This window comes from Pseudomonas sp. GM50 (genome assembly GCF_000282375.1).
Classification (GTDB): Bacteria; Pseudomonadota; Gammaproteobacteria; order Pseudomonadales; family Pseudomonadaceae; genus Aquipseudomonas.
In genome coordinates, this window is the sequence record NZ_AKJK01000022.1 from 1 (window position 1) to 15,074 (window position 15,074).

Sequence of the window (15,074 nt, forward strand, 5' to 3'; positions counted from 1 at the left end):
CATGAGCTGGCGCGTTTCCTGCAAGCTCCCCTTATATCGCCATAAAACGAGCGCTAGCGGCCAGTACGCCAGCGCCTGACACGGCAGAGCGTTTTAGCCAGGCAGCCCGCAAAAGTTTGAAATAGCTTGGCCGAGCTCTGTGAAGAACAAGAGGGGAGACGATGAAGGCAGTAATTCTGGCGGGTGGCCTGGGCACGCGCATCAGCGAGGAGTCGCACCTCAAGCCCAAGCCGATGATCGAAATCGGCGGCAAGCCAATTCTTTGGCACATCATGAAACAGTACTCCGCCCACGGAATTCATGACTTCGTGATTTGCCTTGGCTACAAGGGCTACGCGATCAAGGACTTCTTCGCCAACTACTTCCTGCACACCTCTGACGTCACTTTCGACATGTGCAACAACCGCATGGACGTTCACCAGAATTACAGCGAGCCATGGCGCGTCACGCTGGTCGATACGGGCGATGACACCATGACCGGTGGCCGCTTGCGTCGCGCTGCCCGTTACCTGGATGGAGAGCAGGCTTTCTGCTTCACCTACGGCGACGGCGTTTCGGACCTCAATATCGGTGCCCTTGTGGACTTTCACCTGGCCCACGGCAAGCTCGCTACCGTAACGGCAGTGCAGCCGCCGGGACGTTACGGCGCGCTGGAACGTGATGGTGACAAGGTATTGGGTTTCACCGAAAAACCCCGCGGCGATGGTGGCTGGATCAATGGCGGCTTCTTCGTCCTGTCGCCGAAGGTCTTGCCCTACATCGCGGACGATCAAACCTCCTGGGAAGCCGAACCTCTGGCGGCGTTGGCCACAGATGATCAGTTGCAGGCTTTCCAGCACGACGGTTTTTGGCATCCGATGGACACCCTGCGCGACAAAAACCACCTTGAGCAGTTGTGGCTGAGCGGGGAGGCCCCATGGAAACAATGGGATTGAGCCCGGAGTTCTGGCGCGGCAAGCGCGTTCTGCTGACCGGCCACACCGGTTTCAAGGGCAGTTGGCTGACGTTGTGGCTGCAAAGCCTCGGTGCCGAGGTCAGCGGTTTTTCGCTTGACCCATCGACCGAGCCGAGTCTGTTCGAACTGGCGCGTGTGCATGAAGGCATCAACGATCAGCGCGGCGACCTGCGTGACCTGGGCGCGTTGCTGGAACTGATCGCCGATGTGCAGCCGGAAATCGTCCTGCACCTGGCGGCCCAACCGCTGGTGCGCGAAGGCTATCGCGACCCGCTGGGGACGTACTCCAGCAACGTCATGGGCACCCTCAATCTGCTCGAAGCGATCCGCCAGGTCGGCGGCGTGCGGGCCTGCGTGCTGGTGACCACCGACAAGGTTTATGCGAACAAGGAATGGCTGTGGCCATATCGCGAGGACGAAGCCCTCGGCGGCCATGATCCTTACAGCAGCAGCAAGGCTTGCTGTGAATTGTTGGCGCAATCTTATGCAGCGTCTTTTTTCCCGGCTGGCAAGTACGCCGAACACGGGCTGGCGTTGGCCACCGCGCGTGCAGGCAACGTGTTGGGCGGTGGAGATTTTGCACCGGAACGTTTGATTCCTGACGTGCTCAAGGCCTGGTCCGCAAACGAGCCCGTGACCCTGCGCTACCCGCAAGCCGTGCGCCCGTGGCAGCACGCTCTTGAGCCTTTGGCGGGTTATCTGCAACTGGCCGCCGGCCTTTACGAGCAAGGCCCGGAGTTTGCCGGCGCGTGGAACTTCGGCCCGAGCGAAGCGGACATGTGCAGCGTCGGTGAAGTGGTCGAGTTGCTCGCCAGCCGCTGGCCACAAGCACGCGGCTTGCGCATCGAACCGAGTGATTTGCATGAGGCCGGTCTGTTGCGCCTGGACAGCAGCCGCGCCCGCCAACTGTTGGCCTGGCAACCGCGCTGGTCGTTGCAGCAGTGCCTGACCCAGACCCTCGACTGGCACTTGGCGTGGCAAAACGGCGACGACATGCGCGCTATCACCCTGGGCCAGTTGAACCTGTACCGAGGCGCGCTGTGAGCGAGTTTCTGTTGAAAGCATTGCCGCTCGCCGGATTGTTCAGCGTGCAGCACAAACGCTTCGAAGATGAGCGCGGACACTTTGCGCGGCTGTTTTGCGAAGGCAGCCTTAGCGCCTTCGGCCAGCCGTTTCATATTCGCCAGATCAACCATTCCTGCACACGTTTACGGGGCAGTGTACGCGGCCTGCATTACCAGAACGCCAATGCGCCGGAAGCCAAGTTGATCACCTGCCTGCGTGGTGAGGTCTGGGACGTGGCGGTGGACTTGCGGCCCGACTCCGAGACATTCCTGCACTGGCACGCCGAACACCTGCGGGCCGGCGATGGTCGCAGTCTGCTGATCCCGGCCGGGTTCGCCCACGGCTTCCAGACCCTCACCGATGATGCTGAATTGCTCTACCTGCACAGCGCCGATTACACGCCTGTGCACGAGGGCGGTTTGAGCGTGAACGATCCACGGTTGGCCATCGTCTGGCCGTTGCCTGTCAATAATCTGTCGGCGCGGGATTCCAGCCATCCCTTGCTCGATGAACACTTCGCTGGAGTGCGTGTATGAATTGCCGTGGTTGCGGTACTCCTCTGACTTTGCCGCTGATTGACTTGGGTACCTCGCCGCCATCCAACGCTTATGTGCGCGCCGATCAACTTGAGCAAGCCGAACAATGGGTGCCATTGAAAGTCGCGGTGTGTCAGCAATGCTGGCTGGTGCAAACCGAGGATTACACCCGTGCCGACAGCCTGTTCGATGCCGAGTATGCGTATTTCAGTTCGTTCTCCAGCACTTGGCTGGCCCACGCCGAGCGTTATGTGGCGCAGATGGTCGAGCGCTTCGGCCTGACCGCCGACAGCCGTGTGGTGGAAATCGCCGCCAATGACGGTTATTTGTTGCAGTACGTGGCCGGGCGCGGCATCCCTTGCCTGGGCGTTGAGCCAACCCGCAGCACCGCGCAGGCGGCGCGGGAAAAAGGCCTGGAGATTTGCGAGCTGTTCTTCGGTCGTGATACCGCAGCGCAGCTGACCAGCGAAGGTTGGGCCGCCGACCTGATGGCCGCCAACAACGTGTTGGCCCACGTGCCGGACATCAATGATTTCCTCGGTGGTTTTGCCACCTTGCTCAAGCCCACCGGTGTGGCAACGTTCGAGTTTCCGCAACTGCTGACGCTGATGGCGGGGCAGCAGTTCGATACGCTGTATCACGAGCATTATTCCTACCTGTCCCTGACCGCCGTGCAGGCCTTGTGCGAGCGCAATGGGCTGGAGGTGTTCGATGTCAGTCAGCTGTCGACCCATGGCGGTTCGCTGCGGGTGTTCGTCCAGCGTATCGATGGCGAACGACGTGAAGTGCAGCCAGCGGTTCAGCAGCAGTTGCAGGCCGAACTTGCAGCTGGGGTGAAAGCGCCCGAGTACTACGCGACCCTGGCGCCCGCTGCCGAACGCATCAAGCACCAACTGCTGCGCTTTCTGTTGCAGGCCAAGGCGGACGGCAAGCGCGTGGTCGGTTATGGCGCCGCCGCCAAGGGCAACACGTTGCTCAACTACGCCGGGGTCAAGCCGGACTTGTTGGCCTGGGTTGCCGATGCCAATCCGCACAAACAGAACAAGTACCTGCCGGGCAGCCGCATTCCAATCGTTTCGCCGACGCAGATCGATCTGGAGAAACCCGATTACATCCTGGTTCTGCCATGGAATCTGTTGCACGAAGTCAGTCAGCAACTGGCGCAGGTACGGCAGTGGGATGGCCGTTTCGTGATCGCCGTGCCTGAGTTGACCGTGCTGTGAAAGTGCTCGTGACCGGTGCCACAGGGTTCGTCGGCCGACATCTGGTCGCGGCCTTGCTCGCCCGTGGCTGCGAGGTGCGGGCCGTGGCGCGTAATGCCCAGACCGCTGCGCAACTGCCGTGGATCAATGCCGTGGAATTCGTGGCCGCGGATATTCATTCCGACGATCTGAACATCGCAGCGCTGACCGATGGCATCGACGCCCTGGCGCATCTGGCGTGGCCGGGTTTGCCGAACTATCAGGCGCTGTTCCATTTCGAGCATAACTTGACGGCCGATTACCGGTTCATCAAGGGCGCGGTCGAGGCGGGCGTGCCGCAGGTGTTGGTCACCGGGACCTGTTTCGAATACGGCCTGCAGAGCGGGCCGCTCAGCGAGCAGACCGAGGCGCGGCCGAGTAACCCTTACGGGCTGGCCAAGAACACCTTGCGTCTATTCCTCGAAAACCTGCAGCGGGTTCAACCGTTCACCCTGCAATGGGCGCGACTGTTTTACTTGCACGGCGAGGGACAAAACCCGAACAGTCTGCTCGCAGCACTGGACCGGGCAATCGATGCCGGTGACGAGTGCTTCAACATGTCAGCCGGCGAACAGCTGCGCGATTACTTGTCGATTGAAACGGCCGCCGGTTATCTCGCCGCGATCCTGCAACAGCGCGATTTCGACGGTGTGATCAATTGCTGCAGCGGCCAGCCGATATCGGTCAGAGCGCTGGTCGAACAACGGTTGCGTGAACGCGGCGCGTCGATCGATTTGAACCTGGGTCATTACCCATACGCGACCCACGAACCGATGGCGTTCTGGGGCGTGGCGGACCGTTTGCAACAGCTACTGGGAGCAGAGCATGAGGCATGAGTTGTATCGGGTTGCCGACCTGCCAGTGTTGCAAAACCGTACTTTCGCTGACCCGGAGTCGGCCAGGGCTTCGGCCAGCGCCGACATGCTGTTGGTGCAGGACGAGGCGAGCGGGCTGATCTTCAACCAGGCCTTCGATGCCGACAAGCTCAGCTACGACGCCGACTATCAGAATGAGCAGGCCCACTCCGGTCAGTTCCAGAAGCACCTGCACGATGTCGAAGGGATCATTGCCCGTCACTTCAAGGGCCAGGAACTGATCGAAGTCGGCTGTGGCAAAGGCTACTTTCTTGAACTCCTGAAAGGCCTGGACTACGCCATCACCGGTATCGACCCGGCCTACGAAGGCGACAACGCCGATGTGATCAAGGCGCCGTTCACTCGCGGCCTGGGGTTGTCGGCAGACGCTATCGTGCTGCGGCATGTGCTGGAACATATCCAGGGCCCGGTGAGTTTTCTCGCCGAGATGGCCGAAGCCAATCAGGGCGGGCAGATCTACATCGAAGTGCCGTGCCTGGACTGGATTCTTGAGCACCGAGCCTGGTTCGATCTGTTCTACGAGCACGTCAATTATTTCCGCCTCGATGACCTGCGCCGGATGTTCGGCACCGTGTACGAGGCCGGCCACCTGTTCGGTGGCCAATACCTGTACATCGTCGCTGACCTTGCGACATTGCGCCTGACGCCGGAACAACCGGTGCCGCGTTTGACGATGCCCGAAGGTTTCACCGCCAGCCTCGATCGCGCGGTGCAGATCGTTCAAGCAGCGCCCGAGCAAGGTTCGGCGATCTGGGGCGCTTCGTCCAAAGGCGTTATTTATTCGCTGTTCCTGCAACGAGCGGGCGTGGCGGTGGATCGCGTGGTAGATATCAACCCGGCCAAACAGGGCCGTTATCTGCCCCTGAGCGGCGTGCGGGTGTCCTCGCCGCAAGAGGCCATGGATGCCTTGCCCGAAGGTGCCAACCTGTTTGTGATGAATTCCAACTACCTCGAAGAAATCAAGCGGATGACCGGTGGACGCTACGTCTATCACGCCGTAGACAGCGCTTCGTTCCAGTGACTATTGAGATTTTGAAAATGACCGACAACAGCATCAACAAGGCCTTCGAAGCCGAATGCCAGGCAGAAATCGCGCGTCAGGGTGACGACCAGAAACTCACAGGCCTGGCCCAGGATTTCTTCAACCAGTCGGCCAAACACAAGTACAGCTACCACTTCTCGTGGATGGGCCGTCCGATCATTCAGTTGCCGCAAGACATGATGGCGATGCAGGAAATCATTTGGCAGGTCAAACCGGACCTGGTGATCGAATGCGGTATTGCCCACGGCGGTTCGATTATTTACTACGCCTCCTTGCTGGAGCTGCAAGGCCACGGTGAAGTGCTGGGCATCGACCTCGACATTCGTCCGCACAACCGCGAAGCCATCGAAAACCACCCGATGAGCAAGCGTATTTCGATGATCGAAGGTTCGAGCATCGACCCGGCGATCGCCGCGCAAGTACGTGCCATTGCTGAAGGCAAGAAAGTCATTCTGGTGCTGGACTCCAACCACACCCACGATCACGTGCTGGAAGAACTGCGCCTGTACGCACCATTGGTGTCGGTGGACAGCTACTGCGTGGTCATGGACACCGTGGTCGAAGACATGCCGGCCGATTTCTTTCCGGATCGTCCGTGGGGCCCGGGCGATAACCCGAAGACTGCCGTATGGAAATACCTGGAAGAAAACAAGGACTTCGAAATCGACCGGCAGCTGCAAAACAAGCTGCTGATCACCGTAGCGCCGGATGGTTATCTGCGTCGCGTTCGTTAATCAAAAGTGGTTTCAGGTTCTTGGCGTTTGGCCGGTTGTGGGGATAGGAAGATGCAGGTTCAAAACAGTGCTCAAAACAACGTTGCGCCGCTGAACGAGCGGTTTACGGTGGTGGTGATTTCCCATAACCGGAACGCATTCCTGCGGCGTACCTTGCAGTACTACAGTAGTTATCCCTGCACGGTTCTGGTTCTGGACTCGTCTGTCGAGGGCGATGAGCATATGGCCCGGGACTTCCCGTCGGTAGACTATCGCCACTTGCCGCAATTCACCTATCAGGGGCTGCAGGAAAAACTCACCTACGGCGTCAATCAGGTCACCACGCCGTATATGGTGTTTGCTGCCGACGACGACTTCCTGTTACATGGCGCCCTGACCGAGTCGGTGGAGTTTCTTGAAGGCAACCCTGACTACGGCCTGTGTCATGGCTACGGAATGATGTACCTGGCCCGTGCCACCGAAGTGAATTACTACCGCCGCGACAAAAGGGTGCAAGAGGATTACAACTCGCAGCAGCCTGAAGATCGGGTCATGCAGTTCATGGATCAGTTCCTGCCGCCGTTCTATGCGGTGACTCGCACCGACCTGCTGCAACAATGGTTCAGCCTGTTACCTGCCGGTACCAGTTTCGAGTGGCAGGAAATCGGCCACGCTTTCTACCTGCTGGCGTGTTCCAGGGCGCGGATCCTGCCGATTCCCTACATCGTACGTGAGGCGAATTATGGCGCCTCGGATCACAGCACCAATGTGTTGACCGTGCTGACGTACAAAGATGCGAAAACCGTCGCCGACCGCGAGCAGTTTGCACAATTTCTGGCCTCGATCCCGACGCAGTTCAGCGACAGCGATCCGGCCCGGGTCAAACAGATTGTTCTGGACAGTTTTACCGCCATGGCCGACTGCCTGCTCGAAGGTCGCTCGCTCAAAGCCACCCTGATCTTCCGTTCAGCCTGGAACGAGCCGGGGCGCGAGCCAGTTCGCTCGTTCGGCCCCGAGCAGTTCGTCGAAATGCCGTTTTACAACAAACCGATGTTCGACCTGCTGACCGAACTCGAATTTCTGTTGCATGCCATGCCGGCCGGCCGTCTGCAATTGCAGGAACTCGAAGGCATCCTGCTCAAGCAACACGAGCTGATGCGAATTCAGCCTAACGACAACGACCGCACCATCCGCGCCCGTTTGTGGGAGGCATTGAGTCTTAGCCGGTTCAATCGGTCGGTGGTCAAGCACTTGATCGAGTCGCTCGAAGGCACGGAGGAACAGGACGAGAAGCTCAAGCTTCAAGCATGGGCCAAGCGCCTGGAATCGGCCTCGGGACAGGATGACCGCACATTGCTTCAGAACATGCCGTCCGGGCGTTTGCTCGACTGGCTCGAAGCGCGCAATCCTGAAGCCGATCAACGTTCAGCTATTTCCAGGCATCTGGCCACGCACGATGGCGGCCTGCAATTCAGCATTCTGCTGTTGGACCTGGATGCAGACATGTTCAAGCTACAGGCGACCTTCGACAGCCTGGTCAACGGCCACTGCAAAGCCTTCAAAGTGGTGGTCTTCACTACCGGCGAATTGCCGGCGACCACATCCGTGCGCGACACCGTGCACTTCGTCAAAGTCACCACCGCCAACTATGTGGATCGCATCAACCAGATCGTCGACCAATCTTCTGTCGACTGGCTGCTGCTGGCCGAGGCGGGTGACCAGTTGACCCCAAGCGGGTTGCTGCGCGCCAGTCTGGAGCTGATCGGCGCCGAGGGTGTGCGTGCGGTGGCGATGGACGAGATTCAGCGTCAGTCCAACGGTTCTCTGGCGGAGGTATTCCGTCCCGGGGTCAACCTCGATCTGCTGCAAACCGTGCCGTCGCTGATGGCGCGGCACTGGTTGATCCGGCGTGATGTGTTGGTCCAGGCCAAGGGATTCTCGGCGCAATACACCCAGGCGCTGGAGTTCGACCTATTGCTGCGTCTGATTGAAGACGGCGGTCTGGCTGGTCTGGCGCACCTGGCCGAACCCTTGCTGATCTGCAACGCGCCGGCCACTGAAGAAAATGCTCAGGAACGTCAGGTTTTGACTCGTCATCTGGCCAATCGTGGGTATCGTGGTCAGGTCAGTTCTACGCTGCCGCAGACTTGGCAGATTGACTATCAGCACGCTCAGCGACCGATGGTGTCGATCGTCCTCCAGAGCCAGGACAACCTGGAACACTTGCAACGTGCATTGGTCAGCGTACTGCAACGCACCCGCTACCAGCGTCACGAAGTACTGATTGTCGACAACCACAGCCAATCACCAGAACTGGCCGAATGGCTGAGCGGTCTGGAAGGCAAGGGTGATCGGATTCGCGTGTTGCGCACTGACCGACGTCTGAGTCACTCGGCGTTGTACAACGTTGCTGGTGCTGAGGCCAAGGGTGAGTACCTGGTGCTGCTGTCGGCGGAAGCCCAGGTGTTCAATGCCAATTGGCTCGACGCCATGCTCAACCAGGCTCAGCGTCCCGAAGTCGGCATCGTTGGCGCCAAGTTGACGGACACTCAAGGCGTTACCACCCAGGCCGGGTTGGTTCTCGGTTTGAATGGCGATATCGGCTCGGTCTTTGTAGGCGAGCGCAAGGACGCCAAGGGCTACATGAACGGCCATCAGGTCGAGCAGAACTATTCGGCTGTGTCCGGTGCTTGCCTGATGATTCGCAAGGATCTGTATGACGCGGTCGGAGGGCTGGATGAAGAGCATTTCGACGAAGCCTTCGCTGATGTCGACCTGTGCCTGAAAGTCGCCGATGCGGGTTATCTCACTGTCTGGACGCCCCAGGCGCAATTGCTGCACCCCGGCCTGTTGCCCGAGGCGCCTCAGGCTCGTGCCGCCCTGCGCGACAAGTGGCAGGCGCGTTTCCAGCAGGACCCGGCATACAACTCAAACCTGGCCTTGACCGGCAAGGGCTTTACTCTCAGCGAGCCGACCAGCGTGAACTGGGCGCAGTTGCTCGCATAAGCCTGGCTGACAGGTAAAAGGACTCAAGGCATGTTCAACGGTAAATCGATTTTCATCTCCGGCGGCACCGGCTCGTTCGGGCGCAATTTCATCCGCCGGCTGCTGGAGCAATATCAACCCAAGCGCGTGGTGGTATTTTCCCGCGATGAGCTCAAGCAGTACGAGATGCAGCAGACGTTCAACGCACCGTGCATGCGGTACTTCATCGGTGATGTGCGCGATGCCGAGCGTTTGCGTCAGGCCATGCGCGGTATCGATTACGTGGTGCATGCCGCGGCCTTGAAACAAGTGCCGGCGGCGGAATACAACCCCACTGAATGCATTCGTACCAACGTCAACGGCGCGGAAAACATCATTGCCGCCGCCATCGACAACGGCGTGAAAAAAGTCGTCGCACTGTCCACCGACAAGGCCGCCAGCCCGATCAACCTGTACGGCGCGACCAAGCTGCTGTCGGACAAACTGTTCGTGGCGGCCAACAACATTGCTGGCGAACAGCAGACTCGTTTTGCCGTGGTGCGCTACGGCAACGTCGCTGGCTCGCGGGGTTCGGTGGTGCCGTTCTTCAGCAAACTGATTGCCGAGGGCGCCAAAGAACTGCCGATCACCGATGAGCGCATGACGCGTTTCTGGATCACTCTCGATCATGGTGTGAAGTTTGTGCTCGACAGCTTCGCCCGCATGCACGGCGGTGAAGTGTTTGTGCCGAAGATCCCGTCGATTCGCATCGTCGATCTGGCGCAGGGCATGGCTGGACATTTACCGCACAAGAACGTCGGCATTCGTCCGGGGGAAAAACTCCATGAGCTGATGGTGCCGCTGGACGACGCGCGCATGACCCTGGAGTTCGATGATCATTACACCATTCAGCCGTCGATTCGTTTCACCAGCGTCGACGTGGATTTTGCCGTGGACAAACTGGGCGAGCAGGGCCGGCCGGTGAGCGAAGATTTCGAGTACCGCTCCGACACCAACCCGCACTTCCTGTCGGTCGGCCAGATCGCTGATCTGCACGCTGAGTTGTCGGCATGATTCCCTACGGTCGGCAAAGCCTCGATCAGGAGGATATTGATGCGGTGGTTGCCGTGTTGCAGTCTGACTGGCTGACGCAAGGGCCGACCATCGAGCGTTTCGAACAGGCCATGGCCAAGCGTTGCCAGGCCGATTTCGCGGTGGCAGTGTGCAATGCCACGGCGGCGCTGCACATCGCTTGCCTGGCGGCTGGACTCGGGCCAGGCGATCGGTTGTGGACCACGCCGAACACCTTTCTGGCCTCGGCCAACTGCGGTCGTTACTGCGGCGCCGAGGTCGATTTTGTCGACATCGACCCGCTGACCTGGAACCTCGACGCCTATACCTTGGCGTCGAAACTTGAAATCGCCGAGCGCGACGGCCAGCTGCCGAAAGTGCTGGTGGCGGTAGCGTTCTCCGGGCAGAGCTGCGATATGCGCATGATCGCCGAACTGGCCGAGCGCTATGGTTTCACCGTGATCGAGGATGCCTCCCACGCGGTCGGGGCGTCTTATGCCGGACGTCCGGTAGGGTGCGGCGATTTCGCGGCGATGACGGTGTTCAGTTTCCATCCGGTGAAGATCATCACCAGCGCCGAAGGCGGCATGGTCCTGACCAACCGCCCGGAACTGGCCGAGCGCTTGCAGCGCCTGCGCAGCCACGGCATGACCCGTGACCCTGCACAGATGACCGAACCCAGCCACGGCCCCTGGTACTACCAGCAAGTGGAGCTGGGCTTCAATTACCGCATCACCGACCTGCAAGCGGCCCTCGGCCTGTCGCAGCTGAACAAGCTCGATGGTTTCATCGAGCGTCGGCGTGAGCTGGCGGCGCGTTATGAGCGGTTGCTGGCGTACTTGCCGCTGACCTTGCCCAGTGCGCAGCCCGAGGCCGAATCGGCTTGGCATCTGTACGTGGTGCGCTTGCAGACCGACCGAATCAACCTCAGCCATCGACAGGTGTTCGAAGGCTTGCGAGCGGCAGGGGTGGGTGTGAACCTGCACTATATTCCGCTGCACTTGCAGCCGTACTATCGCGACCTGGGTTTTGCCGAGGGAGATTTCCCCCAGGCCGAACGTTATTACGCCGAGGCCATCAGCCTGCCGCTGTTTCCTCTGCTGAGCGATGAACAACAGGATTATGTGGTCGAGCAATTGCGACGACTGATTCTTGAGGAATAGCGACTTGAGGAGTAGTGACTCTTGAGCAGTGTTGCGATCATTCCGGCCCGCGGTGGCAGCAAGCGAATCCCGCGCAAGAACCTCAAGCCGTTCGACGGCGTGCCGATGATCGTCCGTTCGATTCGCACGGCGCTGGCGTCGAACCTGTTCGACCAGGTGATCGTCAGCACCGACGATGAAGAGATCGCCGAGGTCGCACGGGCCAATGGGGCTCAAGTGCCGTTCATGCGGCCCGCGACACTTGCCGACGATTTCACCGGGACCGCAGCAGTGATCGTGCATGCCTTGAGGCAATTGCCGTCGTTCGACTATGCCTGCTGCGTCTACGCGACGGCGCCGTTGTTGCAGGCGCGTTATCTGCGTCAGGGGCATGAGTTGCTGGTGCAGCATCCGGACAAGTCTTTCGCGTTTTCAGTCGCCGGTTTTGGCTTCCCGGTACAACGGGCCTTGACCCTCGACAAGCAGGGCGCCTTGACCTCGCTCTACCCGGAATTTCGCGAGACCCGTTCCCAGGACTTGCCCGAAGCTTTTCAAGATGCCGGCCAGTTCTACTGGGGACGCAGCGAGGCCTGGTTGCGTGGCGATGTGTTGTTCTCGCCAGCAAGCCTGCCGGTGATTCTGCCGCGGCATCAGGTGCAGGACATTGACACGCTTGAGGACTGGACGCGTGCCGAATACCTCTACGCCGCCTTGAAGGCCGGGGGAGAGCTGCAATGAGGGTGCTGATCCGCGCTGACGCGTCGCCGACCATTGGCAGTGGCCATATCGCCCGCTGCCTGACCCTGGCCAGGGTGTTACGCAAGCAGGGCACGCATGTTGCCTTTGCGTGTCGTCAGTTGCCGGGGCATCGGCTGGACAGTCTGCAGGCTGAGGATTTCGAGATTTTCGCGCTGCCGGAGCGCTATCCCGATGAAGACCCACGGCAGGCCATCGAGTCGATGCTGCCGTGGCAGGCGGACATCGCTGCGTTGGGGCAAGCATTGGAAAGTCATCCGGCTTTCGACTGGATCATCGTCGACCACTATGGTCTTGATCACCATTGGCAGACCGCCGCGCGCCGTTGGGCTCCACGAATCGCTGCGGTGGACGATTTGGCCACTCGGCAATACAGCGTCGATCTGCTGCTCAATCAAAATCTGTCGGGCACCCCAGAAGCTTATGCCTCACTGCTGACGCCCGATTGCCAGACCTTGCTGGGCCCACGGTTTGCCCTGCTGCGCGATGAGTTCTGTTGCCCGGCGATCGAGATCAAACCTCGGGCCAGGCGAGTACTGGTGAACTTTGGCGGTTTCGATGCGGCCATGCAGACCCACCACGCGATGTTGGCGCTGGCGGATTACCATGAGCTGGAAGTCGATTTCGTGGCGGGTGCCGATAACCCGGCCTGGGAGCAGATGCAGAGTCTGGTGGACTATCGCCCGAACTGGCGCCTGCACAGTTTTGTCAGCGATTTCTACCAGCTAATGACCGAGGCTGACCTGTTCATCGGTGCCGGTGGCGGTACCAGTTGGGAGCGGGCGGCCATGGGGCTGCCGACGATCTGCATTGCGGTCTCGAATAATCAGCAGGCCAACGGCGAGGTGATGGCGACCTCGGGTGCTCATGTGTTCCTGGGCAATCGCGAGCAGGTCAGCGTTGAGCAGTTGCGCCAGGCCATCGGTTTTGTCGTGGGTAATCAGGGGATTCGTCAAAGTCTGGCCGAACGTTCGCGGCAGTTGGTCGATGGCCGTGGGGCGCAGCGGGTGGCGGCAGCGCTGGCGGGGGCGGTGTTGCAGGTTCGTCGGGCCACTGAGGACGATGCGCAATTGTTGTTCGAGGGGCGCAATGCCGAGGCGGTACGGCGCTGGTCGCTGGACACGCACGTCATCGACTGGCAGCGGCATCAGGCTTGGCTGGCCGCGAGCCTGAGCAATCCGCGGCGGCTGCTGTTGATCGCCGAGGCGGATGATGGCCCGATCGGTGTGTTGCGTTATGACCTCGACGATGCTAGTGCCGAAGTCTCGATTTATCTGTTCGAAGGCCGATTCGGCCTGGGCTGGGGCAGGGCGCTGCTGGCGCGGGGTGAAGCCTTCGTCACCGCTCATTGGCCTGCGCTGGAAGTCATCACCGCTCAGGTGCTGCCGGCCAATTCGGCGTCGCTGAAAGTTTTCCGCGAGGCAGGTTTCACTCAGAGTGCTTGCGCGTTCACGCGCGTATTGAAGGATCCAAAACAATGACCAGTTTCAAGATCGGCAACCGCTCGATCGGTGCCGATGCGCCGCCGTTCATCATTGCCGAGATGAGCGGCAACCATAATCAGTCGCTGGACGTCGCGCTGCAAATCGTCGAAGCCGCGGCCAAGGCCGGCGCGCACGCTTTGAAGCTGCAAACCTATACCGCCGAGACCATGACCCTGGATCTGTCCGAAGGCGAGTTCTTCATCAAGGATCCCAACAGCCTGTGGGCCGGTTCTTCGCTGTACGCGCTGTACGAGAAGGCCCATACGCCGTGGGAATGGCACGCGCCGATTTTCGCCCGGGCCAAAGAGCTGGGCATGCTGGCGTTCTCCACACCGTTCGATGACACCGCGGTGGACTTCCTCGAAAGCCTGGACGTGCCGGCCTACAAGATCGCCAGTTTCGAGAACACTGATCTGCCGTTGATCCGGCGGGTTGCTGCCACCGGCAAGCCGCTGATCATCTCCACCGGCATGGCCAGCATCGCCGAGCTCGATGAAACCGTGCGCGCCGCCCGTGAGGCCGGTTGCAAGGATCTGGTGTTGCTCAAGTGCACCAGCACGTACCCGGCGACACCGGCAAACAGCAACGTGCGCACCATCCCTCATCTGCGGGAGTTGTTTGGCTGTGAAGTCGGTTTGTCCGATCATTCGATGGGTGTCGGCGTGTCCGTCGCTGCAGTAGCGCTGGGGGCAACGGTGGTGGAAAAACATTTCACCCTCGACCGTGCCGCCGGTGGGGTGGACGCCAGTTTTTCCCTGGAACCTGCTGAACTCGCCAGCCTGGTGATCGAAACCGAACGTGCCTGGCAGGCCATGGGCCAGGTGCATTACGGCGTGAGCGAGGCCGAGCGCAAGTCTCTGGTATACCGCCGTTCGCTGTACGTCACTCAGGACATGACCGCCGGTGAGCCTTTCACCGTCGCCAATCTGCGGGCCATCCGGCCTGGCCTGGGGCTCGCCCCCAAACACGCTGAAACCCTTCTGGGCCGCCGCGCCCGACAGGCCATCAAGCGCGGCACCCCACTGGACTGGTCGCTGGTCGAATAACCCTTTGTGGGGCTGATTCGGCAAAATAGCGTGACCTGCGAGTCATAACGCGCATCTTCACTGTATTGTATAAAAAGGGGGGATGGCGCCTGGTCTGTTTTTTAGCCCAGTGATGGCCTTTTATTCTTCCCGCTGTCACCCCTTGAGGGCGACGTTATTCGTTGTTTGTCGGCGCCCCTCGATT

The 15,074-nt window shown here is 60.2% G+C and carries 13 protein-coding genes; all 13 read left to right on the forward strand.

Annotation, left to right across the window (positions count from 1 at the left end):
- The first annotated feature begins 161 nt into the window (after positions 1-161).
- The 13 genes from rfbF to pseI are packed head-to-tail and all read left to right on the forward strand — an operon-like array spanning position 162 to position 14,890.
- On the forward strand, positions 162-935 hold the full coding sequence (gene rfbF / locus PMI30_RS24660; protein WP_008006602.1) for a glucose-1-phosphate cytidylyltransferase: 774 nt from the start codon (positions 162-164) through the stop codon (positions 933-935).
- The gene (gene rfbG / locus PMI30_RS24655; RefSeq protein WP_008006604.1) at positions 917-1,999 is read left to right on the forward strand and encodes a CDP-glucose 4,6-dehydratase; all 1,083 of its coding nucleotides are present in this window, start codon (positions 917-919) and stop codon (positions 1,997-1,999) included. Before rfbF ends, rfbG begins: the two co-directional genes overlap by 19 nt.
- The gene (locus PMI30_RS24650) at positions 1,996-2,556 is read left to right on the forward strand and encodes a dTDP-4-dehydrorhamnose 3,5-epimerase family protein (protein WP_008006606.1); all 561 of its coding nucleotides are present in this window, start codon (positions 1,996-1,998) and stop codon (positions 2,554-2,556) included. The genes rfbG and PMI30_RS24650 overlap by 4 nt, the downstream gene beginning before the upstream one ends.
- Positions 2,553-3,779, forward strand: coding sequence for a class I SAM-dependent methyltransferase (locus PMI30_RS24645; protein ID WP_008006607.1), 1,227 nt, complete (start codon positions 2,553-2,555; stop codon positions 3,777-3,779). The genes PMI30_RS24650 and PMI30_RS24645 overlap by 4 nt, the downstream gene beginning before the upstream one ends.
- Positions 3,776-4,633 carry an NAD-dependent epimerase/dehydratase family protein gene (locus tag PMI30_RS24640; protein WP_008006610.1) on the forward strand — a complete coding sequence of 286 codons (858 nt, stop codon included), beginning with the start codon at positions 3,776-3,778 and terminating at the stop codon, positions 4,631-4,633. Before PMI30_RS24645 ends, PMI30_RS24640 begins: the two co-directional genes overlap by 4 nt.
- Complete coding sequence (locus tag PMI30_RS24635) at positions 4,623-5,693, forward strand: class I SAM-dependent methyltransferase (protein ID WP_008006611.1); 1,071 nt, start codon at positions 4,623-4,625, stop codon at positions 5,691-5,693. The genes PMI30_RS24640 and PMI30_RS24635 overlap by 11 nt, the downstream gene beginning before the upstream one ends.
- A gap of 17 nt (positions 5,694-5,710) precedes the next feature.
- Positions 5,711-6,448, forward strand: a complete 738-nt coding sequence (locus tag PMI30_RS24630; RefSeq protein ID WP_008006613.1) for a cephalosporin hydroxylase family protein — start codon at positions 5,711-5,713, stop codon at positions 6,446-6,448.
- 51 nt (positions 6,449-6,499) lie between these two features.
- Positions 6,500-9,433, forward strand: a complete 2,934-nt coding sequence (locus PMI30_RS24625; protein ID WP_008006614.1) for a TIGR00180 family glycosyltransferase — start codon at positions 6,500-6,502, stop codon at positions 9,431-9,433.
- A 30-nt stretch (positions 9,434-9,463) separates the two neighbouring features.
- Entirely contained in the window at positions 9,464-10,465 is a 1,002-nt protein-coding gene (gene pseB, locus PMI30_RS24620) for a UDP-N-acetylglucosamine 4,6-dehydratase (inverting) (RefSeq protein ID WP_008006616.1), read from the forward strand.
- The gene (gene pseC / locus PMI30_RS24615; RefSeq protein ID WP_008006619.1) at positions 10,462-11,625 is read left to right on the forward strand and encodes a UDP-4-amino-4,6-dideoxy-N-acetyl-beta-L-altrosamine transaminase; all 1,164 of its coding nucleotides are present in this window, start codon (positions 10,462-10,464) and stop codon (positions 11,623-11,625) included. Before pseB ends, pseC begins: the two co-directional genes overlap by 4 nt.
- A gap of 21 nt (positions 11,626-11,646) precedes the next feature.
- Positions 11,647-12,342, forward strand: coding sequence for a pseudaminic acid cytidylyltransferase (gene pseF, locus PMI30_RS24610; RefSeq protein ID WP_008006621.1), 696 nt, complete (start codon positions 11,647-11,649; stop codon positions 12,340-12,342).
- The gene (gene pseG, locus PMI30_RS24605) at positions 12,339-13,841 is read left to right on the forward strand and encodes a UDP-2,4-diacetamido-2,4,6-trideoxy-beta-L-altropyranose hydrolase (protein WP_008006623.1); all 1,503 of its coding nucleotides are present in this window, start codon (positions 12,339-12,341) and stop codon (positions 13,839-13,841) included. Before pseF ends, pseG begins: the two co-directional genes overlap by 4 nt.
- Positions 13,838-14,890, forward strand: coding sequence for a pseudaminic acid synthase (pseI, locus tag PMI30_RS24600; protein WP_008006625.1), 1,053 nt, complete (start codon positions 13,838-13,840; stop codon positions 14,888-14,890). Before pseG ends, pseI begins: the two co-directional genes overlap by 4 nt.
- The last annotated feature ends 184 nt before the right edge of the window (positions 14,891-15,074 follow it).